Genomic DNA, 25,161 nt, shown 5'->3' with positions numbered 1-25,161 from the left:
CTACGCATCCATGCACTCTAAAATCCTCATCCTCGATTTCGGCTCCCAGGTAACCCAGCTGATCGCGCGCCGCGTGCGCGATGCCGGCGTGTTCTCCGAAGTCTATCCTTACGACGTCAGCGACGAATTCGTGCGCAACTACGGCGCCTCGGGCATCATCCTGTCCGGCAGCCACAACTCCACGCTCGAAGGCGATTCCCCGCGCGCGCCGCAAGCCGTGTTCGAAGCCGGCGTGCCGGTGCTGGGCATCTGCTACGGCATGCAGACCATGGCGGCCCAACTGGGCGGCAAGGTGGAAAATGGCCTGGTGCGCGAATTCGGCTACGCTGAAGTGCGCGCCCGCAGCCACACCAAGCTGCTGACCGGCATCAACGACTTCGTCACCGACGAAGGCCACGGCATGCTGAAAGTGTGGATGAGCCACGGCGACAAAGTGCTGGAAATGCCGGCCGGCTTCAAGCTGATGGCCAGCACCGACAGCTGTCCGATCGCGGCGATGGCCGACGAAGACCGCGGCTTCTACGCCGTGCAGTTCCACCCCGAAGTGACGCACACCGTGCAGGGCAAGGCCATTCTGGGCCGCTTCGTGCACGAGATCTGCGGCTGCAAATCGGACTGGAATATGCCCGATTACATCAGCGAAGCGGTCGAGAAGATCCGCGCCCAAGTCGGTACGGATGAAGTGATCCTGGGCCTGTCCGGCGGCGTCGATTCCTCCGTGGCCGCAGCCCTGATCCACCGCGCCATCGGCGACCAGCTGACCTGCGTCTTTGTCGACCACGGCCTGCTGCGCCTGAACGAAGGCAAGATGGTGATGGATATGTTCGCGAAGAACCTGGGCGTGAAAGTGATCCAGATCGACGCGACCGAACAGTTCATGGGCCACCTGGCCGGCGTCACCGATCCTGAGCAGAAGCGCAAGATCATCGGCCGCGAATTCGTCGAAGTGTTCCAGGTGGAAGCGGGCAAGCGCTCGAATGCCAAATGGCTGGCGCAAGGCACCATCTACCCGGACGTGATCGAATCGGCCGGCAAGGGCAAGAAGGGCCAGACCATCAAGAGCCACCACAATGTGGGCGGCCTGCCGGAAACCCTGAACCTGCAACTGCTGGAGCCACTGCGCGAACTGTTCAAGGACGAAGTGCGCAAGCTGGGCGTGGCCCTGGGCCTGCCGCACGATATGGTGTATCGCCATCCCTTCCCAGGTCCAGGCCTGGGCGTGCGCATCCTGGGTGAAGTGAAGAAGGAATACGCCGACCTGCTGCGCCGCGCCGACGCCATCTTCATCGAAGAACTGCGCAACACGCCTTACGAAGCGGTGGCAGTGGAGGGCGCCGATCCCGACAACGTGCCGAAGAACTGGTACGACGCCACCAGCCAGGCCTTCGCCGTCTTCCTGCCGGTGAAATCGGTGGGCGTGATGGGCGACGGCCGCACTTACGACTACGTGGTGGCGCTGCGCGCCGTGCAAACCCAGGACTTCATGACCGCGCACTGGGCCCACCTGCCGCACTCGCTGCTGGGCAAGGTATCCAACCGCATCATCAATGAAGTCAAAGGCTTGAACCGCGTGGTGTACGACATCTCGGGAAAGCCGCCTGCGACGATCGAGTGGGAATGATTCTTCATCCGGCTGCCTAGCGCAGCACGCGGCAAGAAGACCATCGAAACCCCTGATTTATCAGGGGTTTTTTTTATTTTGACGTGGCGAGAACCGGCGGGGAGCGGCAGGGGCAAGCCCGGTTTGTTGATGGTATCGCCAATGGTATCGCGTGACGCTGGCGAAGACGGTACGGCGATACCATCAGCCCGACCGCTTGGAGTTGATGGTATCAAAATCGTGTAAGTAGCTGATTCAAAAGAAAAAAACCGCGCTGTTCATCACGTTTTTCGTTGATGGTATCTGCGACCCCAAAATGACCAAAAACGCCCCGAAAGCGGACATTTTTAGGTGCGCTAACTTATTGATTCATTGGGGGAAATTGGCAATCTGATGGTATTAATTTTGAGAGGCGTAAAATGTTGACTGATAGCAAGCTTCGCAGCCTGAAACCGGGGCCGCAGGCGTACAAGGTGGCTGACCGCGATGGGCTGTATGTGACGGTGCTCGTTTCGGGCACCTTGTCGTTCCGTTTGAACTACCGGATCAATGGGCGTCAGGAGACTTTGGTACTGGGGCGCTATGGCTCGGGTGGGTTGAGCCTGCTGGAGGCGCGCGCGAAACTGGGGGAGGCCAGAAAGCTCCTTGCCGCCGGTATCTCGCCCCGGCTGCACAAGCAGCGGGTCCGCCAGCGCCACCAGGCCGAGGAGACCTTTGGCCAATGGGCCGAACGCTGGCTGACAACCTACCGCATGTCGGAATCGACCCGCGATATGCGCCGCGCCGTCTACGAGCGCGATCTGCGCGAACCCTTTGCTCGCCTGCTGCTCAAGGAGATCACGCATGAAGAGCTGCGCGCGTTGTGCGACACCATTGTGGCGCGCGGGGCGCCGGCCACCGCGGTGCACGCGCGCGAGATTGTGATGCTGGTGTTTCGCCATGCCGGGCAGCGTGGGCACGAGCATCCCAATCCGGCCGATAAGGTGCCGCCATGCTCCATTGCCACGTTCCAGCCGCGCGACCGGGCCTTAAGCGCCACCGAGATCGGCTGGTTGTACGCATACCTGGAAAAGGTGCAAAGCGCGCCAACGCTACGCCTGGCGGTGAAGCTGCTGCTCTTGACCATGGTCAGGAAGTCCGAGCTGACCGATGCGACCTGGGACGAGATCAATTTTGCCAGCGGCATCTGGACCATTCCGGCCGAGCGCATGAAGCGGCGCAACCCGCACAACGTCTATCTGTCGCGCCAGGCTGCCGACATCTTCATCGCTTTGCGCACATGCGCCGGTGGCTCGCGCTACGTGCTGCCCTCGCGTTACGACACCAGCCTGCCGATCTCCAATGCGACGCTGAACCAGGTGACGACGTCGGTGTCGCGCATGGCGCGGGCGGCGGGCCGCCCGCTGGCCGCATTCTCGCCCCATGACTTGCGGCGCACGGCCTCGACCTTGCTGCATGAGGCGGGCTTTAATACCGACTGGATCGAGAAGTGCCTGGCCCATGAGCAGCGTGGCGTGCGGGCGGTGTACAACAAGGCCGAATACGCGGACCAGCGCCGCGGCATGCTGCAGGAGTGGGCCGATATGATCGATCGCTGGGTTACGGCTTCTTGAGTCCAGGTGCGGCCTGCGGCACGGCGGCGGCCTGCTGCGCGGCGATCCAGGCGTCGACTTCATCGAGGTCCCAGGCCACCGAGCGCGTGGTGATGGAGAAGCGCTTGGGGAACTTCCCGCAGCGCTCCAGTTCCAGGATTGTGCGCTCACCCAGCGGCACTTTCTGCAGCAGCTGCTTGCGTTTAATGAGCACCCGGCCGGGCGTCAGCATGTCGGTGGTAGTGAGAGTGCGGGTATCCATGGTGCGTCAAGCTCCTGCGTGAACGGTTGAAGGAATGGATGCGATGCGCTTCCAGTTGGCGCCTCGGCATGCCTGCTGTTGCGCATCGGTGAGCGCTTCTATGCTCGGCCGGGGCATGGATCCAGTCCATACAAAAGCGGAAGCGGCCAGAGGGGATTTCGGCGGTGGGAGGCGATCCTACTGACAAAGGTGGACACTGAGACGCTGGCTGGCGCCAAGGGCCTCTTCCGTGATCGGCGCCGTGATGTAGTTATGCCCCCCTTTGCAGGCGCTAAGGGATCAAGTTAGGCAATAGGTATAAATAAAGCTCGGAATTCTGGAAGGGATATGGCAATATTTCCTGTGTGACACCAGTCTTGCAGGAATGTTAAATGACCATCATCGCTGAAATTGCAAAGTGGGTAAGTCAACAACCAGCTTGGATTAATGTCCTCAAAGAGCAGGCAGCTGCTGCTCGAAGGGCGCGCTGGACGCAAACAATGACTTTGAGGCATATAACGACAAGGCCCGCCAGCTTTACCGGAGCATGCGAGACACATGGGAGCTCGTTGTTGAAGACCTCTTATTCAATGCGTCGGTAAAGCGCTTTAAGCGTTCGATAAACACGCAACAACTGCTTAAGGTGGAAGTGGGCGACGATGACATCAAGGAAGTTTTTGGCGGCATGACGCGTTGTTCGATGTTCACGCATGAAGGTGGTGCTGAAGACCCACCTCCACTACCTTCCCCCGATGATTTGGACCAAGACCTTACTGCGCTGACCGAGACAGTCGAGCGTATGAAGAGCCGCTCTGACGACGTGGAGAGACGTCGAAAGGAAAAAGGAATTTTTGCTTAGCCAGAGATTTTTTTAGTTTGTTTTGTGAGGGAGGCGCAATGGCGGAACAGGCAGTCAAAGAAGATGGTGGCTCAAAGCAAAGCGGTGCCTTTGCTGTCTTTGATAAGTTCTTCGAACTAAAGTGGGTTGTTAGGGTCAGTGCAGCAGTGTTGTTTGCGGAGACAGCATTGATGCTGGTGAAAGGCGCGAGCCTCTATTCCTTCAAATGGGAGAGTGCAAATTGGGCAGCCGACACCGGCAATCTGCTTCTTGCCGCTGTTGCGTTAGGACTGACCGTTTCGGCAGTCTTGCCTATCGGCGAGGCACTGATTTCGTTTGGCATTTGGTACATTCGGACATCGCTGACCAACGATCGTGAAGTTGATCTGCCAAACTATGTAAAGATCGAGCAGCTTCGGGAAAAAGCGGATCGGGAGCAAAGCGCATATCTGCTTGCGAAGGTCAAAGAAAAAGAAGCCAGCGTTGCTCGGAATGTCGAGTCGATGGAGAAGGCTGGTAATGCCTCGTTCCAGTGCCTCGTCCTATATGCGATCAATCACTATGTGGGCCAACTTGGGACGCAGTCAAGTATCCAGCACATTTTGAATACGCCATATCATGGCTTGGCAGTGGCGTTTCTGCTTTGTGTTGGTCTTATATTGCTGATTTTGTGCTGGTTCTCTTGGTGGCGGGAATACAGTCCTGCAATATGGATCAAGGATGTTGAATTGTACGAAGAATTGCAGAAGCAGGCGAAGGAGAAGCAAGATCGCCTATCCCTCGCGGCAGGTGGGCCTGTTTCGAATTTCATCGTTCGTTGAGCAAGGGAGACACAATGCCGCCACCAAAGCTGCGCCATTGCATCCATTGCAAAAGGCGAACTGTCCACGAGCAGGATGGCGATCAGCTTCGCTGCTCGCAGTGCGTGCCGATTGTCCAGAGTGACAAACTTCAAAGCACTTCAACTGGCGGTGGAGTTGTTGCGGCGCTGCGCCTGTGGGTGGAGTATCCGCATGCTGCGAATTGTTGCTTCTTTCATGTCCTGAAAGGCGTCGCTAAATTTTGGCTGTTTATTGTGGTGTTTGCGCGTGTCTTCGAGTACGGATTCTGGACGTCGGCGACTGTTGTGGCAGTTGGATTTTTTGCGATCGATTGTTTCGGCCCACGAGGGCGAGATAAGATCGTCGCTAAAGAGTTTGGGCGGCAATTTTGGGCCACTTTGCTCTCGCGTTAATAGTTTTAGAAAGCCCACGATTGATGGATAAGTTGAATGCTGCAGTGAAGGCCGCTGGCTTTGATCCCGATGCTTTAGATTTGCCGCTACTGGCTGGTGCGCTGCTTCAGATCAAGCAGTGGGCTGACAATGAAGCCCACCTATCCGGTTTGAAAAGGCAAAGCATTTGCCCAGGACTGAGAGAGACCGGTAACCGATTGTTCGCGTCCAAACAATCTGGCAGTTGACCTACACCTAGTTATGAATGAACTCGACGTAATCAAATCCATACCACCTGACGTTGCCAAAGCAGCGTACGATGACCTTGTGTCTCCGGCCCTAAAGGAGACGGGCAAGATAGGCGAAGACCTCATGAAGACGGTTCGCTTAGTTCTCTTCCCCCTGCAATTTACCGCGGCTCTTCAAGATCGCCTTGCTAGACATTTTCGTAAATCCATCGAACGCGTGCCCGTGGAGAGACGAGTTGCCGTGCGAGTGCGGATGGCAAGATCGTGGACATCTCAATCGCTTCGGACGGTCTGCTGCAAGCAACCGTGCGGAATCACCGCTACGGCTGGCTGAAGGATCATCCGAGTTCGGCACTTAGCGTTAATATTAAATGAGGCATTGGATGAAAAAAATAAAGATGAGGCGTGTGACGCAGGTTCAGAAAGTAGCAATCCGTCGCCCCGGTATTACGCTCGAACATCTGGAGGACCTTGCGGGCATTGATGCCGATGCGCGGCAAGCCTTCCGACATAACAGACGTGCAGATGTTCGTGACCGAACTGGGACGGAAGGCCCTGATCCCGAACTGGTCGCCGAGCGTATTCGTCATGTCTGTTACAGCTTTATCGAATGGCGAGTGAAGATGGGCGAGCTGTGCATTCTGCAGTGAAGCTTTTGAAATCGAACAGGGTGTGTGATCGGAGGAATGGGATGGGATGGCTCAAAAAATGGTGGGGGCAAGACGACGCTGATTTTAATGAGTACCTTGGCCTGCCATATCAACACCCGCATTGGTCAGCTCGCGCGGTCCGTTCCTGTCTGGGTTTCTGTTCGCGGGAGTGGAAATGGCTAATCGGGGCAACGATTGCCGTCGCCGGTTTGGCCGTCAAAGTCTTCTCATGAAGCTCCGCGTGGCACAACCGGTTACATGACGGCACAAGAAGCACAACGGGACATCAGTCATTACCTGATGCACCGGTATAACTGGATAGGGCCACATCAGTTCAACCAGGGACAGGCACCGGCCGTCGCCGAAGAAAAACTTAACGTAGTGTCCGGGACGGGTTGACCACTACACACTGCCTTTGCTTTCGCTGGCCGCAACGAGTTCGCTCTCCCGTTGTCGACGCTCAGCATAGTTGTTTGTGGCGCGGCGGGCGCGTGCTTGCTAAGAAAATCGAAAGCCTGACATCGGCGTAAGCCGCCTGTCTGAGCTAGTGTTCATTGATGTGTTCAGGACTACTGCTTAACCCGAAAAGGTCATCAAGCTGCGAAAAGCAGTTGCTCCGGTAATGGTCGAGCTTGTCCGCTCGGAGGTATAAGCTATCTTTCCGGTACGCTGCGGGGGACAGGAGAAGATAGCGATCGATGTTCTGATTTTCCAGGTCCATCAGCCCGCACAGGACGAAGTCGGCGGGGGCGCCGCTGTTCAATGGGATGCGCCAGCGCCGCCAAGCGTCAGGACACCGTCGGTACGAGGCAACCGATACTTTCACCGACAGGGCATCATTGAAGCGCACCACATTCCAGACCTCAGTCCGTTGAATCGTCGCACCGGCTTGCCGTGCATGTGCCGTGACAGCGGCCAGCAGGGCGTCGACGTGCTGGTGCATGCTCAGAATGCCCAGCGCCCCGCTGGCCGTATGCTGCAGCGGCAAGCCGGCTGCCACATAGGCTTGTACGTAGCTGCCAAACAGTCGCCGGATCCAAACCTTTCCCGGCAACGACGACGTTCGGCAGAGCGCAGCGTTGATCTTGCCATGGCGCGCAAAGACCGCGCGCAGCTGTGCCAGCACAGCCTCCCTGTCCGGTCCCTCGGCGCGCCGCTTCCGGATCTGCTGCGCCAGCGCAAAGGTGGCCTGGCTGACCATGGGGGTGATCGCCTCAGTGCAGCGTACCCAGAGCTGCTCGGGGTTCGGGATGGCCTTGCTGCGCAGCCTGCGCGTGGTTTGGTTGAACACGATCTCGCCGCAATAGCGTGGGCTGGTCAGAATGCGGCGGACAGTGGCGGTATCCCAGGGACGGCCCATATGATTGAGTAGACCCTCCGCCCGCAACTGTGCCGCAATACGGGTGTCGCTCCAGCCATCCTCCGTGTACAACCGATAGATGCGGCAGACCAGCGCCACTTCGTCCGGGCTGCCGTGACGCAGCGCGACACGATCGGTGGCAGCTGGCTTGCGTTCTCCATACGCGAGCGGCGTCCGTGCCTGCCCATCCTGGGCGACCGGGACGCGGCATAGGCCATAGCCGGGCCGCCCTCCCTGCTTGTAGCCCAAACGCGCAAAGCGGCATTGCGCCAGCAGCACTTTGGTCCCCAGTTCCCGGCTGTATTCGGCCGCCATGATGCGCTTGACCCCTTTCAGCAGGGCGTTCAGCGGTGAACCGTCGTCGATAAACTGTTCGGCGCAATACACCACCTGCACGCCAGCCTGGCGGCAGAGGAATTCGTAATAGGCGCTTTCATCAATATCCTGGAAGCGCCCCCAGCGGCTGACGTCATACACCAGCACCAGCTCGAAGTCGGCCGCACCGGACTGCACGTCGGCCAGCAGTCCTTTTAGTCCCTCCCGGCCATTGATACGCAGGCCGCTTTTCCCCGCATCGGCATACATCATGACGATCTCGATATCGTGCGCTTGCGCATACTCGTTCAGCATGGCGCACTGGTGCTGGATCGAATGGTCCTGCGGTGCGCTTGACATGCGGACATAGACGGCGGCGCGACGCCGCTGTCCCTTGGCTGTTGGCGTGGGCATTGGCTGATCGTTCATCTCTCGCTGCCTTGTGGGTAACCCATGCGTGGAAGTGCTGGGAATGCCGGTGCCGTCACGGGGCGCCGGTTGCCGAACCGCTGTCAGGAAGTACGGGACGATGGTCGATTTTGCCAGGAATGACGCGGCGTGATTCTCTCCAATGTCAACGGTATGTCGCAGGCGGTAGTGAGCCTGGACGATAGACAACCCCGCGCCGCAAGCTTAGCCAAATGCCCGGTGGTCCTACGTGATTATCTGAGAGTATTTCATTGATTCATTGGTCTATGCTAAGCGGGTGACGCAACGTTCTCGGACCTGGCGCAGTGAAGGCACCGCCCTTGTTATGACGGCGCCGCGTGGCTTGGCATTCGTGGGCTACTGGATTTGCCCGAGTGACAGTTTTCTATATCGAGGCCATCGCATGATTCTGCAGAGTCTACTGATGCAATCCCGGCGCCTCGGCCCCAAGGACCCCTCGGTTAAGCGTCTCACCGGTATCTTTGTCGTCCTCGTCTGCCTGTCCTTGCTGGTGGTTGAAGGGTGGTTGACGTGGCGCGCGCGCACCATCCAGTTGGCGCAATCGGAAGTGGCCACGGCGAATCTGGCCCAAGCGGTGGGCCAGCATGCCTATGACACGATCAAGGCGGCGGACACCGTCTTGGTGGGCTTGGTCGAACGCATCGAAAGCGACACGCCCTCGGATATCGACTACGAGCGTACCCATCAGTTGCTGGTGCAACGTGTTGCGGAGCTGCCGCAACTGCATGGCATTTTTGTCTATGGGGCCGATGGCAGTTGGCTGGTGAACTCGCAGCCTGTGCTGCTCAAGAACCAGAACAACGCTGACCGGGAGTATTTCAAATTTCACCAGGCACATCCGGATCTGGGGCCACATATCGGCGTGCCGGTGCGCAGTAAATCCACGGGGGAGTGGATCTTGCCCGTCTCGCGGCGTATCAATGCTCCCGATGGCGCGTTCGCTGGGGTGGTGCTGACGACGATCAGAATGGACTATTTCATCGAGTTCTACCGGCGCTTTGATATTGGCAAGAGCGGGGCCATTCTGCTGGCGCTGGACAACGGCACCATGCTGGTGCGTAGGCCCTTCACTCAGAAGGCCTTTGGTCGGGACATTTCTAAGCTGCCGCTCTTTCGGGATCATCTCCCCAAAGCGCCCGTCGCGACGGTGACCTTCACTTCCGGGCAGGATGGCATAACACGAGTGAATAGCTATCGGCGCCTGAAGCAATACCCACTGGTGGTGTCCGCCGCGCTGTCCAAGGATGAAATTCTCGCCAAGTGGCGTGCCGACGCCTATCTGAATGGCGCAACGGTGGGCTTACTGGTGATCGCGTTCGGTCTGTCGGGATTCCGCTTGATCAAACAGATTGGTCTGCGGATTCAAGCGGAGGCCGAATTGGTCAAGGCGCGCGATTCACTGGAGGCGCTCAATCAGACTCTGGAACGGCTAGCGATGCAAGATGGGTTGACTGGCCTGGCCAATCGGCGCCAATTTGATACTTCGCTCAGCAGTGAGTTTAGCCGGGCGATGCGCGATGCCAGCTCGCTGGCGCTGATCATGATCGATGTCGATTGCTTCAAGCAGTACAACGACATCTACGGCCACGCCGCCGGTGATGAGTGCTTACGGGCCATCGGGAAGGTGGTGAGCGATAGCAAACACCGGCCTGGTGACCTGGCCGCACGTTATGGCGGTGAAGAGATGGCGGTGCTGTTGCCGGGGGCAGATGTGGACGGGGCGATGCGCGTGGCTGAAAATATCCGGGCCGCGATTGCGGCGTTGAAACTGGAGCATACAGGTAACAGCACGGGGTTGGTTACTGTGAGTGCCGGAGTGGAAGCGTTCGCCCCCGCGCGGCTGCGCAGTGAGCCGATTGATTTGGTGATTGCTGCCGACAAGGCGCTCTATCAGGCGAAGCACAGCGGAAGAAACAAGGTCTGCATTTCCCCGCTAAACGACACCTCCACGCCAGAAATCGTATTGGCATGACGTGATGCCGGAAGGCGTACACACAAGCAGGCCCTCCTAAGCCCGCGTGACGGCATGGCGCCGAATGCCGGTGTGGCAAGCCCGGTGAGGGATACGGTGAAAGTTTGATATGGCGTTAACAGAAAACGATGCAGTATTGATACTGTCTTTATGGGGTAATCAGTATCCTACCGGACGCTGACGGCAGATCGCTGTCATGATGAACGGAGAGATACATGTTCGAACTTAACAAGGTGTACAGCCGTGATGATATCCATGCGGCTGTAGGTGGCAATAAGGCGTCCTTTCTGCCGGCATATCGGGGAAAAATTGTCGCGGCCTGTCTGCGCGCGGAGTTAAATCCCAGAGCGCCCGAATACATCGTATGCAATAGCGGCGCTGCGGCGCGTGCTGCAGGCTATACGCTGTCCCGGCAGATGGAGCCAGTTCCGGTATTCATTCGTCAGGAACCGGACCGATACCGATTCGCCGGCCATTTCGCCGTGCAGGAGTCGTACACCACGCCGGCCGACTGCATCCCCTTCATCCAGGGGACTGGTTTTACCACCCAGCAGATCTCGCGTGTGATCAGGATGTGTCCGCAACGGTAAGCCCCGAATGCGGATGCAGACGGACTTGGCAGGACAGCCCGCTGCCTCGCTTATGCCAGCGGCGGCGGAACGATGCCGTTTGCCGCGGCGTTGAGCTCGATGCCCGCTCTGAGTGGACGTATATTTTGGGGCGTCATGAGCAAGGCCGTCTAGCAGGCTTGCGCCGCCATGGCCCCTGAATGGATCATTGTGGCGCTAGCAGGGATGCCGGCGGATGTGGCGTGTTCGGCGACTGTCGTATCGCCTGCGCTGCGATGAGCACTGCAATTGTCCCAGCGCGGACAGGATCTCTGGTGCGTAGTCCGTCAGAAACGCCATCGTAAATACATGGCCATGGGTTGCTTCCAGTTGCCGCCAAAGGCGCTGGTATGCCGTCTTCATGGCCGGACTTAGTGGCGAGGGGGACGAGAACTGTTCCATGATCTCTCCTTGGTGTCTTTCCAGCATAGGTGGGGTACCATGGAGGGCATTGATCTGGCGCAAACATCGGGTGCGCGGATGCTTAGTGGCGTGTCGTCGTCGTGGTTTTGCTACTGCGGCGATCGGGCGTCGGGCGCGGCAGCGAACCAAAGTCGCGCAACTGCTCCCTGGGGCGCGACAGCACGCTCTCGATCAGGCATGGCGAGATGCCCGAGAGCAGGGCATAGGTAATGGATGCGCCTACGCCAAATGCTTCTCGGGTGAGCAGAGCAATGCCAATTTTCTCGGCCGTGTGTGCATCAAATCGCCTGGTCATAATGAGAGACTATGCCAGAATGGAAAATGGCAGTGCTACGGTCAAGTGTGAATGGCGTGCGGAAACACGGGAGCACGCCGTGTTGATCCTTGATGCCCCTATTTGAGCCGGTGCACCGTGAGCCGTTGCGCGTGGCCGGGCAGGATGACTTCAAAGGTATGGTGGTTGCGCCGGATGGCAGTCTCGCCGGTTGTGAGCGCAAAACGCTGTGAGGTTGATCCGGTGCGGGCACCCGCGCATGCGGCAGGGGAAGCGTCCCAGGACTGGATGATGACCATCTGGTAGCGCCGTTGCGAGGCATCCTGGACAGTAAATTGCTGAATGACCATTTCATGTTGGCGCATGGCTTCTCCCTGCCGGTGTCGGCGTGGCTGGCGACGAATGGCCAGGAACAGGATATGCGATGTGGCGATGCGGCGTGCCGCTTTCCAGGAAGGTGGGGTGCGCAACCGTCGCTGGCAGTGCATGCTCGCTTGCCTGCTTGCACTATTGAACCATGAAACGCGATGCGGCGGCTTGATGAAAATCAAGCAGTGGCGTTATCGCTGCACAGAAGGGGAGGGTGAGGCGATGTCTTATGGCTGGCGACACAGAACTGTCTTTTCCCCATGCTTGCTGCCTTGCCACCCTGGCCGGAACGATACGGCGTGGACGGGATATCCTCGTGCTGGCCGGGCCGTTTTGTGCCAAACGGTACCGGGGCGCGGTGAGGCGATAGCAGGACCAGGTCGCACCGCGTACGCCGATGCGTAAGACCCCATCCAAGGAGCCGCTGGCCAAGCGTGCGGTAGCCTACGTGCGGATGTCCACCGAGCGGCAGGACCATTCCATTGGCCACCAACTGCAGCGCATTACGCAGTATGCCAGCGAGCACCATATGCAACTGGTCCGGGTCTATGCGGACGAAGGAAAAAGCGGGCTGGTGTTGGCTGGACGATCCGGACTGGCCAAGTTGATCCGGGAGGTGCACCGGGGCGATGCCGACTTCGAGGTGGTGCTGGTGTTCGACGTGAGCCGCTGGGGCCGGTTTCAGGACACCGACGAGAGCGCGCATTATGAATACGTCTGCCGGCGCGCGGGCATTCAGGTCGAGTACTGCGCGGAACCGTTTGCCAATGACGGCTCGCCACTCGCAGCCATGGTCAAAGGATTCAAGCGCGCGATGGCGGCCGAGTATAGCCGGGAACTTTCCGCCAAGGTGTTCGCCGCCCAGGTCCGGCTCTCGTCCGCCGGCTTTAAACCCGGTGGGATTGCCGGGTACGGGATCCGGCGCCTGGCGGTCGCAGGCGACGGCACCGCCAAACGCGTGCTGCAGGCCGGTGAACGCAAACCGGCATTGACGGACCGCGTGCTGCTCATTGCCGGTCCGGAGGAGGAGGTGGCGGTTGTGCGCCGGATTTATCGCTGGTACATCCACCAGCACCTGACGGACACGGCCATTGCCGCCAAGCTCAGCGCCCAGGGTGTGCCCAACTTCATGGGCGTGGCATGGCACCCGTCGCAGGTCAAGAGCATTCTCGTCAACGAAAAGTATGCGGGGGTGATGGTCTACAACCGCACCTCGCGCCGTTTAAGCACCAAGACGGTCCATAATCCCACCGCGCAATGGGTACGCCATGCATCGGGGCTGACACCGATGATTTCGCCGGCGATATTTCGACAGGCACAGAATGAGCGGATGCGCCGGCGCGCGCCGCGAAACTGGAACCACTTTCCGCAGCAGTTGCAGGCGCTGTATGCAAAGCACGGTCGGGTTTCCGCGGCGTTGATCGATGCCGACCCGCGTTTACCCAGCGCGCATGCTGTCAGAGCCCAGTTTGGCACCCTGGCCACCGCTTACGCGATCGCCGGCCTGCCGCTGGACAGCGTGTTCAAGTATGCCGTCACCCGTCATCGGGTGCGCGAGCAGCTCAAGCGGACGGTCAAGGCAGTGGAGGGCTTGGTTGAACGGGCTGGGAAGCGCTGGTGCCGGGAGGGCAGAATAGGGAACCTCGTCATTGATGGCTCGGTGCGCTTGACGGTGGTCGTTTGCAGGGCCAGGTTCGATGAGGATGGCCGCGTGCGCTGGAAGATCCCGCTCAGGCAAGCCATGCCGGCCGACTTTGTGTTGGCCGCCCGGCTCGATCAGCATAATGTGCATGTCTTTGACTACTTTTTGCTGGCGACGGCCGCGTTTTCCGCCCCCTATCTGCTGTGCCGTATCGAGCGGCCGGGAGAGTTTAGCGCTTATCGGTATCGGGAACTGGGTGCGATCTTTGGGCTGGCACACGATGGGCACCGCACCTTGCCCGGATGAGCCTGGGCGCGTGTGGCAGGCCTGCTCGTGGCCAGTATGGTGGGCGCGGCTCTAGCTGGGTAGTGCCTGTATATCGCCGGCGGCGACCAGGCTGCCGTCCTCATCGGGCGGCGCTGAGATTGGCTGCGGTGTTGGCGCCGGTGCGGCGTTCCGCGCCGGGAGGCTGGCGGGCGCCGCGCCGCTCTGTTTGGCCTGCACGGTGGTTGGGCGGAGGGCCGGAGTGGCGGGGATGGCAGCTTTCTTGTCGCCGTTTTGCAGGGCGGCGATGCGCCGTTCCAGACCTAGCCGCAGGGTACGGGCCGTGCTGGCGGCGCTGCGCACCGTGTTCTTGATCCGGGCCTTTTCGAGGCTCAACTGGCTGGTGCTCATCGCCTCGTCGATGCACAAGGTCTCCAGCATCGGCATGAGCTGGTCGACCTTGCCGATCATTTCGAGCAGGCGCCGGCCCAGCATTGAGAACACCTTCGCCTCAATGTTCAGCGGCTCCACGTCATAGCTCGCCAGGTTGAGGATGCCGTGCGCATGGCATTTCGCTTCCACGTCCGCCAGCACCCGGTTCAAACGGTTAAGACGGGTATCGAGCATGGTGCGTAATTCCTGCTCGACCTTGCCGATATCGTCGTCGGCCAGGCGCAGGCGCGCAAACACCGAGATAAAATGAAAATTCATCTGCGTCACGTCGAAGCAGCGCAGGTACAAGCGCTTGCCTTCGGGACTGGAGAGGAGGATGCCGATCTTGCGGCTGGCCGATTCGACGCGGGCGAAGTCGGCATTGGCCTGTCGGGCGATGAGCTTGCGGTTCGCCGCGCCATGATCACGGCGCACAATAATGGGGGATAAGGCGTGCTGTGGCATGGCGAGGCTCCTCGAAAAGACGCGGCAAGCCCCATGCTCTTGCAGGCGCCATGCCATGACAAGCCAAAAGCAGGGCGCGATGCGCTGTCATTCCAGTCCAGGAGCCAACTGCTGTTGCGCTGCCGCGCCCGATCGATCATCACGTCGGCAAGGTGATATGCGCTGGCGCTTGCCATGGAGGGCCAAGTGGGTGGTATGGCTTTTCGTCGTACGGGGACTGGCGGTGCCCATCTCGCCGCCTACAATACTGCGTAGCAGCTCCGCCCGCCTGATCAACCGGTGCGGCGGCATGGTTTCCTGACGGTAGCTGGCAGCCCGTCAAAACGGCATCGGCCGTGTAGTCAAGCCAGCCTCACAGCCGCCGGTAACACGTCCGGCACCTCTTCAATCCCCATGGGACAAGCATCCCATGTGGGTGATTGTCTCGTCTGTTCTACCCAGGGAGGCAATCATGAGGCAGTACCTATCGGGTGCTGCGCGCCGTGGCGGTATGCCATGCGTCCGCGCAGAAGATATCCTGACCGAACTGTTCGACGACGATGAGGCCGTCGAGTTCACCGAGGAAGAGGTGGTCCACCTGCATTGGTGGCTCCTGCAGAAGGTCAGGCTGCTCAGCAACGAAAACACGCCGCTGGCCGATAAGCTGGAGCTGGTGCGCTGGATCTTTACCGATCCCGAGCGCGATACCCGCCCTTTTTCTTTTGTTAATTGCCTGCGCGTGGTGTCGTGCAGTCCATTCTCGCGTTTGCCCTTTCTGGGCGCGCTCGACCCACAGGAAATCCGCGACTGGATCGGTGGGCAGTTGCGCGGCTGGATCGAAGCGAGCATCAGGCAGTACCCGGAATGGGTACGCCAGGAGGTCATGGCCAACCCGGCGTGGGTTGCCGATTGCCTGGCGAGAAATCCCCAATGGCTTAACGAGCAAATCCGGCGCCACGACCCGCGCCAGGACTTGTTTTCCTGACTGCTTGCGATGGTGGCCGTGTGACAGGGCACCGCGTGCAAGCGCATTTCATGGAAGGGAGCATCATGTGTGATAGGAAAAAATTGGCGCTGCGCCCCAGCCGGTGCTACCAGCAGGTGCAGAATCAGGATGAGCTCGATTACCTCATCAAGGAAAGTGAGTTGTTAACCGGTGGTCCCGGCCGCAAGTTCCACCTGCGCAGCCAGGAGCGGCAAGTCACCATTGCACTCGAGTGGGATGGCTACCTGATTGGCAACCTGAACCGGGGCGACCCGATCAAGCGGTTCTATCTGCCGCGCCGGTTGCTGCCGTTGGCCATGCTCGGTTACGTACTGCGCTCGGGCATGCTATTCACGCGGCGCCTGGCCGAATAAGGCCGGTGTACGGGCAGGAGGCATGCCATGAATGAACAACTGCGGGCACGCTTCGAGCGCGCACGGGAGCAGGCGACGGGCCGCTGGACGGGCTTGCTGCAGGCGCTGGGCGTGGCGGAGACGGTGCTGAACCGGCGCAACCAACCCTGCCCACTGGCAGGCTGCGGTGGCACCGACCGTTTTCAATACACCGACAAATATGGTGACGGCAATTATGTCTGCCGCGCCTGCGGGGCCGGTGGCGGCTTCAAGCTGCTGATGGGCTACTTCGGCTGGAACGCCACGACAGCCTTGCGGCATGTCGAGGTGTGGCTGGGGATGGTGCAGCTTGCCGCGCCGATCCCGCCGCCGGCGCGGGAGACGGCGCGCATGCTGCGTCGCCTCCTGGCCGAAAGCCAGCCCGTTGCGGCTGGCGACCATGTTGATCGCTACCTGTGCGGCCGCGGCCTGGGAATGGCCTGCTATCCGCAGGCGTTGCGCTGCCACCCGTCGCTGGCGTATTACGAGAGAGACGCGGCCAACGGCAAACCGGTCCTGGTCGGCCGTTACGCCGCCATGGTGGCCCGTGTGCAAGACCGTCACGGCGCCACAGTGTCCCTGCACCGGACCTATCTGGAACAGGGGGCCAAGGTACAAGGGCGCAACGCCAAGAAGCTGCTGGGCGACGGCATGCAGGGCGGCGCGATCCGCCTGGCACCGGCCGGCGAGGAGCTGGCGGTGTGTGAAGGCATCGAAACCGGTCTGGCCATTTTCAAGCGCACCGGCCAACCGGTGTGGATCGGCATCTGCGCCGGCAATCTGGAGCGGCTGTGGATACCGGAGCAGGTGCGGCACTTGCGCATTTACGGCGACAACGATGCCGACGCGATGTTTGACGGCCAGGCCGCCGCGTATGGCCTGGCACGCAGTTTCATGAAGGAGCGGCAGCGCAGCATCAACCGGCGCGCCGAAGTCTTCATTCCCCGTGCCGGTGGCGCTGACTGGGCCGATGTGCTGACCCAACATGCGGCGCCAGTGATGCAGGCGGCGTGAGGACGGTGTAACACTGGCAGCTCTGCCAGAGCAGGGTGTGCATGGGCACACAGGCGCCACCGAGAGGCCGGCGCAGATGATTGACCCCGCGGGGCTCGTCCCCGGCAGGGGAGGGGCATTCGCAATCTGATGGGAGAAACCACGATGAAAACCGGACGTTCCCTGACTTACTTGGCGACCGAACTGGAACGCCAAGCCGCTGCAAAGAAAGACCTGGTGGTGCCGGCAAAACGGATGCACAGCGTGACTCATGCCTCTGGCCAGTGCCATGTGGTGGTTGACGAGGCCGGTGGCGCGGTGCGCTACCCGCTCAACGACCTGGCCTGCGGCCAGTTGGCCAAACGGCTCGATATTCCGCTGTCGTACTTCAAGCGCATGCGCGCCGACTATCCGGAGCTGCTGGACCAGAACATCAATGGCTGGCTCAAGCTCAATGCCCCGGACAGCTACCTGCTGCGCACCCTGGATGGCCGGGCACGTGCGTTCTTGTCCACACGTTACCGCCGCCTGGACAACTTCGAGCTGGCCAAAAGCGTGCTGCCGATCCTGCAGCAATTGCCTGGCGCCAGGTTCGAATCGGTCGAACTGACCGAAGCGAAGCTGTACCTGAAGGTGGTCAGCGCCAAGACGACGTGCGAGGTGGCGCCGGGCGATGTGTTGCAGGCCGGTGTTATTGTCAGTAATTCGGAGGTCGGATGCGGCACCCTGCGCGTGGAGCCGCTGCTGTACCGGCTCGTGTGCAGCAATGGCCTGATCGTCTGCGACCGTAGCATGCGCAAGAACCATGCGGGGCGCGCGCTGGTGGCCGATGACGATGCCGTGCTGGTCTTCAAGGACGATACCCTGGAGGCCGACGACAAGGCGGTGTTCCTGAAGGTGCGCGATATGGTGCAGGCGGCGGTGTCGGAGACGACCTTCGAACTGCTCTCGGAGAAGATGCGCAAGACCATGGGCATCCCACTGCGGGGCAACCCGGTCAAGGTGGTGGAGGTGCTGGCCAACCGGTATGCATTGAACGAGGCAGAGTGCGCCGGTGTGCTGCGCCACCTGATCGAAGAGCGCGACCTGACCGGCTACGGCCTGGTCAACGCCGTCACCGGTTACTCGCAGGAAGTGGACGACTACGATCGCGCCACGGAATTCGAGGAGATCGGCGGTAAGCTCCTGGCCTTGAGCCAGGGGGAATGGCAGCAACTGGCCGAGGCGGCGTAAGCCCCGGCGTGCTGCAGGCGGACGACAAACTGCGCGGCTCGGTGGCATCGCCACCGGGCAGCCGGTTTGTCGTTGGCTGTTGGCGGCGCGTCAGCGCCTAGAGCGGACAGGCATTGATCGCCAGCACCACCTTGCCGAGTATCTCCAGGCTGCGCTGCCGGCTCCTGTCGCGGATCAGCGTCGCGCCGTAATGGGCGTTCTCGCAGCGCAGCAGCAAGCCGCTGCCGACCTGGATAGCGATATGGCGCACCAGCAGTTTGTCCTGGTGCCGCAGCAGATAGACGCCGTTGCCCTCGACCTGGCGAACGGTGTCGTCGTAAAAAAAGGGGGCGCCGTCCGCAATCAAGGGCGCCATGTCTTTGCCGCGCATGATGGCCACCGGATGCCGCGCGTGCGCCTGGGCGTGTGCCAGTAACGGGGGCAGCCAACTGGCGCAAGCGGGGCTGTCAGGACAGACCTGCGACAGGAGTGCCGGCGGCAGCTGGCTTTGTACCAGGGGCGCGCGTTCGCGCGCCAGCCCAAGCAGCCAGCCGACATCGGTGCCGAACTGGATGGACAGCACGGCCAGTGACGACAGGTCGGGCATGCCCGGGTGGTCGGGATCGATCCAGCGCGCCACGGTCTGCGGTGCCCGGCCGGTCAGTTCGCTGAGAAAGGGAATGTACTGATGGGGCGAGATGTTGCGCATTGCCATCTCCGCGATCAGCCGGTTGCATAGGCCGGGAATGAGGTGAAGATCGAGTTGCTGAGCCTGCTGACGGGAAAGCGGTGTGCTGCACAGGTTCGTCTCCATGGGGCAGTCGCTATGGTGGGATGCAGGTTTGGGGAGTTTTGAGCAGTTGCTATTTGTTGTATCGGATGATTTCAAAATGCTACATAACGCTAGCATCTACTCGAAAGCGAATCGGAGTCAAGAGGGATATCGTTTTGCAGTGCACACGAACAGCACTTGCTATTGACCGGTCTGGCAACGGGGTATAGCCTGACTTGTGATGGTGTGCTGCGAGGCCGGCATCACCTGGCAGGCAACAGCAGGGCAGGGTGCCATGTTGCACCGCCAATCGCTACCTGGGCAATGACCACGCCCCGCCACAACGGGGCACAACGGAGGTGTCATGATGGACCATGCCATTGCATTGACCGAAGTGCAGTACCTCAACCTGAATTTCCTGCTGACCATCCAGGCCTGCTTAAAGAGCGACCGCGCCGCGGCGGCTTATAAGTTCCACTTGGACCGGACATGCGCCGCCCGCTTAGCCAGCATGAGCGTGAGCCAGCTGCAGGTGTTGGCGGCCAATATGCCGCACGAAAGCCTGTTCAAACCGGTCGGTAACTTGGCTGAGCTGCTGGATGCGCCGCCGGGCTTGGCCATGACCTTGTGCACGGTGGGCGCCCGGCCGCCGGTCCGGCCACCCGGAGAGCGGGCCGCCAGCCAGGCCGCTGCCTAGTTATCGGGGGCGGACATGGGCGCGGCGTTCGTGGATACCCATATCAGGGCACTGCAACTGGCCAAATCCTGCGTGGCGCTGGGTGCCCGCATCCGCACGGTATCGCGCATCACGGGCTTGAGCATGTCCCTGCTGCGCGATTATTTCTACCGGGAAGTGCCGTCAGCCAGCGGACGCTGGCCCGAGTCCTGCGACTGGTATCACCTGGGCAGTACGATCGAACGGGCCGAAGCTTCCGTGTTCGGGGCGATCTGCGCGACCTTGTTGGCGGAACAGCTGTGCCGCCCGGGCGAAGCCTTGGTGGCGGCCTACCGCATGTATGCGGAGCGCTGTACCGCCGCTCCCCGCATCTCGTTCGAGCGGGCCTTTAATCTGGTGTGCGATCTGGAAGGGATCTGGAATTGCAGTAGTCCCCAATTGGCCCTGCGTGCTTGCGCCATCTGCCATTCGCGCTATCTGGTGTCGCTGGGCGACTGCAGCGGCGACCAGTCGGGTTGCGTCTTCTGCAAGCTCTTGAAGCGCTACTGGCGCGATACGCGGATCCAGGCGCACTATCTGCCCCTGGCGGCGCCCGCCGATCTCCTCGACTGGCCCGCCTGGCCGTCCTTGGACGAAAGCACGCCCTAGCGTCCCCGGTTTTGCTTGGACGGGGCGAAGTGGGCACGCCACACTGGGCCGGCCCAATGTCCCTTCCTGCCAGCCATGCTCTTGCACCGATTTTCCGCCTTCCTGGCGCGCGCCCGCAGCATAGGGGCCGCCAGCGTGCCTGCCGCGCCAGCAGTCGACCCGGCCCCGGCCCAGGATACAGCCAGCGTGGGCATGGCCGCGCAGTCCGTGGAGGCGATGCTGGCCGAACACGCCGATCTGATTGGCCGCATCAAACTCTGCTACGGCAGCGATCCCGCCACCTTTGCCGCTGACCTGCTGGCCCCCATTCGCGGCTACCTGTACTTCGTCAACGCCTTGCCCGCCACGCCCGACAGCTACTTCAGCGGCGCCGGCGGCCTGGCGCGCCTGGGCCTGGAGACCGCCTTCTTTGCCTTGCAGGCAACCGACGCCCAGATTTTTGCGGGCCGCCTGACCATTTCGCACCGCCGCCGCCTGGAACCGCGCTGGCGCCGCGCGGCCTTCCTGGCGGGCTTGTGCGCGGAACTGCACCGTACCTTGAGCCAGGTGGCGGTATACGACGAGGGCGACGGGTGCTGGCAGCCTTATCTGACCCCTTTGACACGCTGGCTCGAACAGCGCCAGCTCGCGCGGTTGCGCGTCCGCTGGAATAGCGGTCCGGAAACGCGCATGCTGGGGCTGTTTGCACTGCCCATGATTGTGCCCGCAGCGACCATGGCGGATCTGGCGGAAGGCAACACGGTGATCGTGCCGCAGATGTTGGCCTCGATTGCCGGTACCGCGATGTACCACGAGCACAATGTGATGGACCGTCTGGTGCGCCATGCGGCCGTGCTGGTCATCAACCGCAATCTACGCGCGGAGGGCGATGGCGCCGGTGCGCGCAAGCCGCCCGTCTACCTGGCGCGGCATGTGATCGATGTGGTGCGCGAGCTGGTGGTCACGCACCAGGCCTGGCAACCCAATATCGGCCGCTCCCGCCTGTGGTTCGGCAGGGATGGCCTGTTCATGGTCTGGCCGAACGGCCTGGCCGATATCATCCGGCGGCTCGACGACGAGCGTCTGCCCGGCGTGCCGCAGTCGCCGGATGCCATGCTGGCCATGCTAGTCGCCGCCGGCCTGGTCGCCAGCCGGGAAGGGCAGGGGGCGGTGCTGGCGATCTGGCCGCCCGGCGTGCCGGAACCGCTGGACGCCATCCGCTTCGTCTCCGCTGGAACCATCCTGGCGGTGCTCTCGCCCCAGCCCGAGCCGCTCGATGGCCACCTTGCCGGCAGGGCTCCCCCGCAGGCGCATGCCGAGCCCGCGCGCGGCGCGCCGGGTGACGCATCGCCGTCACCGGCCCCAGCCCCAGCCCCAGCCCCAGCCCCATCGGCCGCGCCACCGGAACCATACGCACCGTGCGAGCCATGTGATCTAGGTGAGCCATGCGACCCAGGCGAGCCGTTCGAGCGGTTCGAGCCAACACCCGCACCAGCGCCGCCTGCACGGCCGGGGAAGGGGGCGCCAGCCAAGGAGGCCGACACGCAGTTGCGCTTGCCTGCGATCGCGATATCGCCTGGGCCGGTGGCCGAGGACGAGCATGGGAGCCGGGCGGCAGCGGCCGCCGAAGCGGCGCCGCCAACGTTGCGCCGGCCCCGCAAGCCCCGTCAGCGCAACGCCGTTAGTGGCGACCTGGTGCTGCAGGCAACCCATGGTTTGAAGATGCCGCTGCGCCTCAATCCGACCGTGGCAGCGGCCCTGCAGGCGATTGCCACTGCGCCGGATGCGCCCAGCCTGCGTACGCAAGCCGGACTGTTCATTCCTTTGCCCGAACTGGCGGCGCGGGGCTTGGATGCGCGCCAGGCATTGCGCGCCCTGGCCGATGCCGACATGCTGGCGCTGCAGGCCGATGGCGAGGCCATCCAGACGCGGGTGATCCAGGGCGTCAAGCGGCCGGGCCTGTTGATCGCGCCGCAGTTCATGGTGCCGGACGCGGCGGCGACACCGGGAGAAGGCGATGCTGCTGCGCCAGTATGAGATGCCATGGCGCAGCCCGCTGGAGCTTCGGGCCGCCGCATGCTGGGGGGGCGGGGCACTGGCCTACCTGGCGTTCACGCCCCAGGCCATTCCGTATCGCCTGGGCCTCTTCCTGCTGGCGCTGTGCGTGGTGATGGCCATCGTGCGCCTGCGCCAGGGACTGCGCATCGTCGCCATCCGCGCGGCGCTCTCCGGCCGGGCCATGCAGCGCATCACGACAGGCGACTTGGCGGTGCTGACCAGGGACCCCGGCCAGGTGGTCTTTGGTTTCGGCTTCGAATGGTTGCCGATCCATTCCCAGCGCCTGTATGAGCTGGCCAAGATCGACTACCGGGAAATGCGTATCGCGCCGGCGCTCCTGCTGTTGTTGGGCTATGTGGACAATCCGCAGCCGGACGCCGAGATCGGCCTGCCTTACATCCACGGTGTTGAGCGCAGCGAACAGGTGCTGATGCGCCCGTTGCAAAATTTCGAAGGCGGCACGTTAGTCGTTGGCACCACGCAGTCGGGCAAGGGCGTCTGTCTGGGTTGGCTGATCACGCAGGCGATCCGCCGGGGCGACGTGGTCATCATTTTGGACCCGAAGAATTCGCAGCGGCTCAAACGCCTGGTCATGCGCGCCTGTGCCGACTACCGCGATCCCGACACCTTCCTGTGGTTCCACCCGGCCTTCCCGGAAACCGGGGCGCGCCTCGACTTCACCTTCAATTGGCAAAAGCCGACCGAGATCGCGTCGCGCATCCAGGCCATCCTGCCGCCCGACACCGCCGGGACGTTCTCGGCCTTCGGCTGGGATGCCGTCAATGTGGTCACGCAGGGCATGATCCGGCTGGAAATGCGCCCGAACCTGATGAAGCTGATGCAGTACATCGAGGGCGGCATCGAGCCGGTATTGGAGCGCTCGCTGGAGCGTTTCTACGAGGCGTTGCTGGGTATGCACTGGCGCACGGAGCCGGACCTGGTGCACCTGTTGGAGCGGGTGCGGCGCGGCAGCATCAAATCGCCTTCGCCCATTGCCAGCGCCGAGCTGTTGGCCTTCGTCGAGTACTATGAGCGCCACGTCCACGCCTCCCGGCGCGACAAAGCCATCGATTCCCAGGTGCGGGTGTTCCGCCACAACCGGGAACACTACCAGAAGATCACCGCCAACCTCCTGCCCATCCTGTCGATGCTGACTTCGGGCGACCTGGGCCGCAGCCTGTCGCCCGATCCGTTCGACGTCGACGACGAGCGCCCCATCATGAATCTGGAGAAGATCGAGCGCGCCGGCCATGTGCTCCTGATCTGCCTCGATTCGCTGCCCGATCCCTCGGTGGCCTCGGCCATCGGCGCGATGTCGCTGGCTGATCTGGCGGCGCGCTCGGGCATTCGCTACAACCTGGGCGGCTACCGGCGCATCTCACTGTTTGTCGACGAGGTGTCGAACGTCATCAACAAGCCGTTAATCGAGATCATGAACAAGGGCGCCGAAGGCGGCGTTTACACGACGGCGGCCATGCAGACCATTGCCGACCTGGCCGAACGCCTGGGCAGCGAGGAAGCGGCGCGCATGGCGCTGGGCAACTTGAACAATATGATCGCGTTCCGCACCAAGGACCAGCCGACCCAGAAGTTCATCAACGAGACCTTCGGCCAGACGGCCATCCACAATATGAAGGTGGGGCGCAATACCGCCCACGATGGCCACCTTGGGGACTTCACGGCGGTTGACTCGACCCAGATCACGGAGGAGATGAACGAGCTGGTGCCGATGTCGCTCTTGGGCAAACTGCCCAACCTGCAGTTTTTTGCCTCGGTGGCCGGTGGCCGCCTGTGCAAGGGGCGCCTGGCGCTGCTCGATCCGGGTGACGCCGAAGGCGACGGCGGCAGCGCGAAGGAGGGCGTGCCACCATGATCCGGATCGTCACCATTGCGTCCCTGCTGACGCTGCTGCTTCTGGTGCTGTACCTGCCGTCGGCCTATCCGGCGCAGACGTTTCTTGCCCAGATCCGCACCGAGCATGCGAACCATCGCGCGTTCTGGGGCGAGGCGCATGCGCGCAAGATGCTGGAAACCCTGTTCGCGTTGCAGGCGCCGCCGCCGCGCCAGGCTCCTCTCATGCCGAAAGCCGAAGCGAATCGGCCGGCGGTCGATTCGGTCGTCCAGGGGGAGGTGGGAGCGATGGGCAACCGGCTGGCCGGCAACGCGTACTTCCGTTCCTTGAACGCCCTGGTGCTGCTGGCCACCTACCGGCTAGCGGTATTAGCCTGCCTGTCTGGCGCATTGCTGCTGTTCCTGGGCCTGGCCGTCGTTGATGGCCTGGTCCGGCGGGCGGTCAAGGGAAAGGAGCTGGTCGCGCATCGGCCGGAAGTGTTTGCGGCGTGTGCTTGCGGGGTGATCCTGACGGTCTGCCTGGCCATACTGGCTTGCGTCGTCCCCACCACGTTGCCATCCATCGCGCTGCCTTCGCTGGCGTTGACGGGAAGCGTGATGGCCAATGTGGCGTTGGCCAACTATCACAAGAAATAGCTTGTGAAGTCAGAGGGGAATAAG

24 protein-coding genes and 1 pseudogene are annotated in these 25,161 nt (G+C 61.7%); 19 read left to right on the top strand and 6 right to left on the bottom strand.

Features of this window, described 5'->3' with window-relative positions:
* Positions 1–10 precede the first annotated feature (10 nt).
* Positions 11–1,621, top strand: a complete 1,611-nt coding sequence (gene guaA, locus FHS03_RS26350; protein ID WP_176346003.1) for a glutamine-hydrolyzing GMP synthase — start codon at positions 11–13, stop codon at positions 1,619–1,621.
* 398 nt (positions 1,622–2,019) lie between these two features.
* A complete protein-coding gene (locus tag FHS03_RS26345) occupies positions 2,020–3,213 on the top strand; it encodes a tyrosine-type recombinase/integrase (protein WP_183443873.1) in 1,194 nt (397 codons plus the stop codon).
* Here FHS03_RS26345 and FHS03_RS26340 read toward each other — a convergent pair.
* Positions 3,200–3,454, bottom strand: coding sequence for an AlpA family phage regulatory protein (locus FHS03_RS26340; RefSeq protein WP_229426453.1), 255 nt, complete (start codon positions 3,452–3,454; stop codon positions 3,200–3,202). The genes FHS03_RS26345 and FHS03_RS26340 overlap by 14 nt on opposite strands.
* Before the next feature lie 526 nt (positions 3,455–3,980).
* Between FHS03_RS26340 and FHS03_RS26335 the strand changes: the two genes are divergently transcribed.
* The 5 genes and pseudogenes from FHS03_RS26335 to FHS03_RS26315 form a co-directional block, all read left to right on the top strand.
* Positions 3,981–4,292 (top strand): hypothetical protein, encoded by a 312-nt coding sequence (locus FHS03_RS26335; protein ID WP_183443872.1) that lies wholly within the window; start codon positions 3,981–3,983, stop codon positions 4,290–4,292.
* Between the two features lie 38 nt (positions 4,293–4,330).
* Positions 4,331–5,092, top strand: coding sequence for a hypothetical protein (locus tag FHS03_RS26330; protein WP_183443871.1), 762 nt, complete (start codon positions 4,331–4,333; stop codon positions 5,090–5,092).
* 14 nt (positions 5,093–5,106) lie between these two features.
* Positions 5,107–5,505 (top strand): hypothetical protein, encoded by a 399-nt coding sequence (locus FHS03_RS26325; RefSeq protein ID WP_183443870.1) that lies wholly within the window; start codon positions 5,107–5,109, stop codon positions 5,503–5,505.
* 610 nt (positions 5,506–6,115) lie between these two features.
* Entirely contained in the window at positions 6,116–6,382 is a 267-nt protein-coding gene (locus tag FHS03_RS26320; protein WP_183443869.1) for a hypothetical protein, read from the top strand.
* A gap of 246 nt (positions 6,383–6,628) precedes the next feature.
* A pseudogene (locus FHS03_RS26315) lies at positions 6,629–6,781 on the top strand (IS3 family transposase); the annotation flags it as partial.
* Positions 6,782–6,926: 145 nt separating this feature from the next.
* Here FHS03_RS26315 and FHS03_RS26310 read toward each other — a convergent pair.
* Positions 6,927–8,486 carry a recombinase family protein gene (locus FHS03_RS26310; protein WP_183443868.1) on the bottom strand — a complete coding sequence of 520 codons (1,560 nt, stop codon included), beginning with the start codon at positions 8,484–8,486 and terminating at the stop codon, positions 6,927–6,929.
* A 403-nt stretch (positions 8,487–8,889) separates the two neighbouring features.
* On the opposite strand from FHS03_RS26310, the gene FHS03_RS26305 reads away from it, so the two are divergent.
* Both FHS03_RS26305 and FHS03_RS26300 read left to right on the top strand, forming a co-directional pair.
* The gene (locus FHS03_RS26305; RefSeq protein WP_229426452.1) at positions 8,890–10,479 is read left to right on the top strand and encodes a sensor domain-containing diguanylate cyclase; all 1,590 of its coding nucleotides are present in this window, start codon (positions 8,890–8,892) and stop codon (positions 10,477–10,479) included.
* Positions 10,480–10,694: 215 nt separating this feature from the next.
* Positions 10,695–11,069, top strand: a complete 375-nt coding sequence (locus FHS03_RS26300; protein ID WP_183443867.1) for a hypothetical protein — start codon at positions 10,695–10,697, stop codon at positions 11,067–11,069.
* Positions 11,070–11,571: 502 nt separating this feature from the next.
* Here FHS03_RS26300 and FHS03_RS26295 read toward each other — a convergent pair.
* Together FHS03_RS26295 and FHS03_RS26290 are read right to left on the bottom strand one after the other, a co-directional pair.
* Positions 11,572–11,805, bottom strand: coding sequence for a hypothetical protein (locus tag FHS03_RS26295; protein WP_183443866.1), 234 nt, complete (start codon positions 11,803–11,805; stop codon positions 11,572–11,574).
* Between the two features lie 98 nt (positions 11,806–11,903).
* A complete protein-coding gene (locus FHS03_RS26290) occupies positions 11,904–12,149 on the bottom strand; it encodes a hypothetical protein (protein ID WP_183443865.1) in 246 nt (81 codons plus the stop codon).
* 401 nt (positions 12,150–12,550) lie between these two features.
* Here FHS03_RS26290 and FHS03_RS26285 point away from each other — a divergent pair, with 401 nt between their 5' ends.
* Complete coding sequence (locus FHS03_RS26285) at positions 12,551–14,101, top strand: recombinase family protein (protein WP_183443864.1); 1,551 nt, start codon at positions 12,551–12,553, stop codon at positions 14,099–14,101.
* A 51-nt stretch (positions 14,102–14,152) separates the two neighbouring features.
* Here the strand turns inward: FHS03_RS26285 and FHS03_RS26280 are convergent, their stop codons facing one another.
* Positions 14,153–14,956: a DUF1845 domain-containing protein gene (locus FHS03_RS26280; protein ID WP_183443863.1), complete on the bottom strand. Its 804-nt coding sequence runs from the start codon at positions 14,954–14,956 to the stop codon at positions 14,153–14,155.
* A 451-nt stretch (positions 14,957–15,407) separates the two neighbouring features.
* Here FHS03_RS26280 and FHS03_RS26275 point away from each other — a divergent pair, with 451 nt between their 5' ends.
* The 4 genes from FHS03_RS26275 (at position 15,408) to FHS03_RS26260 (ending at position 18,538) form a co-directional block, all read left to right on the top strand.
* Positions 15,408–15,920, top strand: coding sequence for a hypothetical protein (locus FHS03_RS26275; RefSeq protein WP_183443862.1), 513 nt, complete (start codon positions 15,408–15,410; stop codon positions 15,918–15,920).
* Positions 15,921–16,003: 83 nt separating this feature from the next.
* Positions 16,004–16,294 (top strand): hypothetical protein, encoded by a 291-nt coding sequence (locus tag FHS03_RS26270; protein WP_183443861.1) that lies wholly within the window; start codon positions 16,004–16,006, stop codon positions 16,292–16,294.
* Between the two features lie 27 nt (positions 16,295–16,321).
* Positions 16,322–17,326, top strand: a complete 1,005-nt coding sequence (locus FHS03_RS26265) for a DUF7146 domain-containing protein (protein ID WP_183443860.1) — start codon at positions 16,322–16,324, stop codon at positions 17,324–17,326.
* Between the two features lie 144 nt (positions 17,327–17,470).
* The gene (locus tag FHS03_RS26260) at positions 17,471–18,538 is read left to right on the top strand and encodes a DUF932 domain-containing protein (RefSeq protein WP_183443859.1); all 1,068 of its coding nucleotides are present in this window, start codon (positions 17,471–17,473) and stop codon (positions 18,536–18,538) included.
* 97 nt (positions 18,539–18,635) lie between these two features.
* Here the strand turns inward: FHS03_RS26260 and FHS03_RS26255 are convergent, their stop codons facing one another.
* Entirely contained in the window at positions 18,636–19,331 is a 696-nt protein-coding gene (locus FHS03_RS26255) for a S24 family peptidase (RefSeq protein ID WP_183443858.1), read from the bottom strand.
* Positions 19,332–19,653: 322 nt separating this feature from the next.
* Between FHS03_RS26255 and FHS03_RS26250 the strand changes: the two genes are divergently transcribed.
* The 5 genes from FHS03_RS26250 to FHS03_RS26230 all read left to right on the top strand — a co-directional run bounded on the left by FHS03_RS26250 (position 19,654) and on the right by FHS03_RS26230 (position 25,137).
* On the top strand, positions 19,654–19,986 hold the full coding sequence (locus FHS03_RS26250) for a flagellar transcriptional regulator FlhD (RefSeq protein WP_183443857.1): 333 nt from the start codon (positions 19,654–19,656) through the stop codon (positions 19,984–19,986).
* A gap of 30 nt (positions 19,987–20,016) precedes the next feature.
* On the top strand, positions 20,017–20,613 hold the full coding sequence (locus tag FHS03_RS26245) for a FlhC family transcriptional regulator (protein ID WP_183443856.1): 597 nt from the start codon (positions 20,017–20,019) through the stop codon (positions 20,611–20,613).
* Between the two features lie 81 nt (positions 20,614–20,694).
* On the top strand, positions 20,695–22,629 hold the full coding sequence (gene mobH, locus FHS03_RS26240; protein ID WP_183443855.1) for a MobH family relaxase: 1,935 nt from the start codon (positions 20,695–20,697) through the stop codon (positions 22,627–22,629).
* Positions 22,610–24,523: a conjugative transfer system coupling protein TraD gene (gene traD / locus FHS03_RS26235; RefSeq protein WP_183443854.1), complete on the top strand. Its 1,914-nt coding sequence runs from the start codon at positions 22,610–22,612 to the stop codon at positions 24,521–24,523. The genes mobH and traD overlap by 20 nt, the downstream gene beginning before the upstream one ends.
* On the top strand, positions 24,520–25,137 hold the full coding sequence (locus FHS03_RS26230) for an IncC plasmid conjugative DNA transfer DtrJ family protein (RefSeq protein ID WP_183443853.1): 618 nt from the start codon (positions 24,520–24,522) through the stop codon (positions 25,135–25,137). The genes traD and FHS03_RS26230 overlap by 4 nt, the downstream gene beginning before the upstream one ends.
* The last annotated feature ends 24 nt before the right edge of the window (positions 25,138–25,161 follow it).

Origin of the sequence: Pseudoduganella violacea (assembly GCF_014191875.1) — a bacterium.
Taxonomy (GTDB): Bacteria; Pseudomonadota; Gammaproteobacteria; order Burkholderiales; family Burkholderiaceae_D; genus Rugamonas; species Rugamonas violacea_A.
This window is presented reverse-complemented; position numbering and strand designations above follow the sequence as displayed.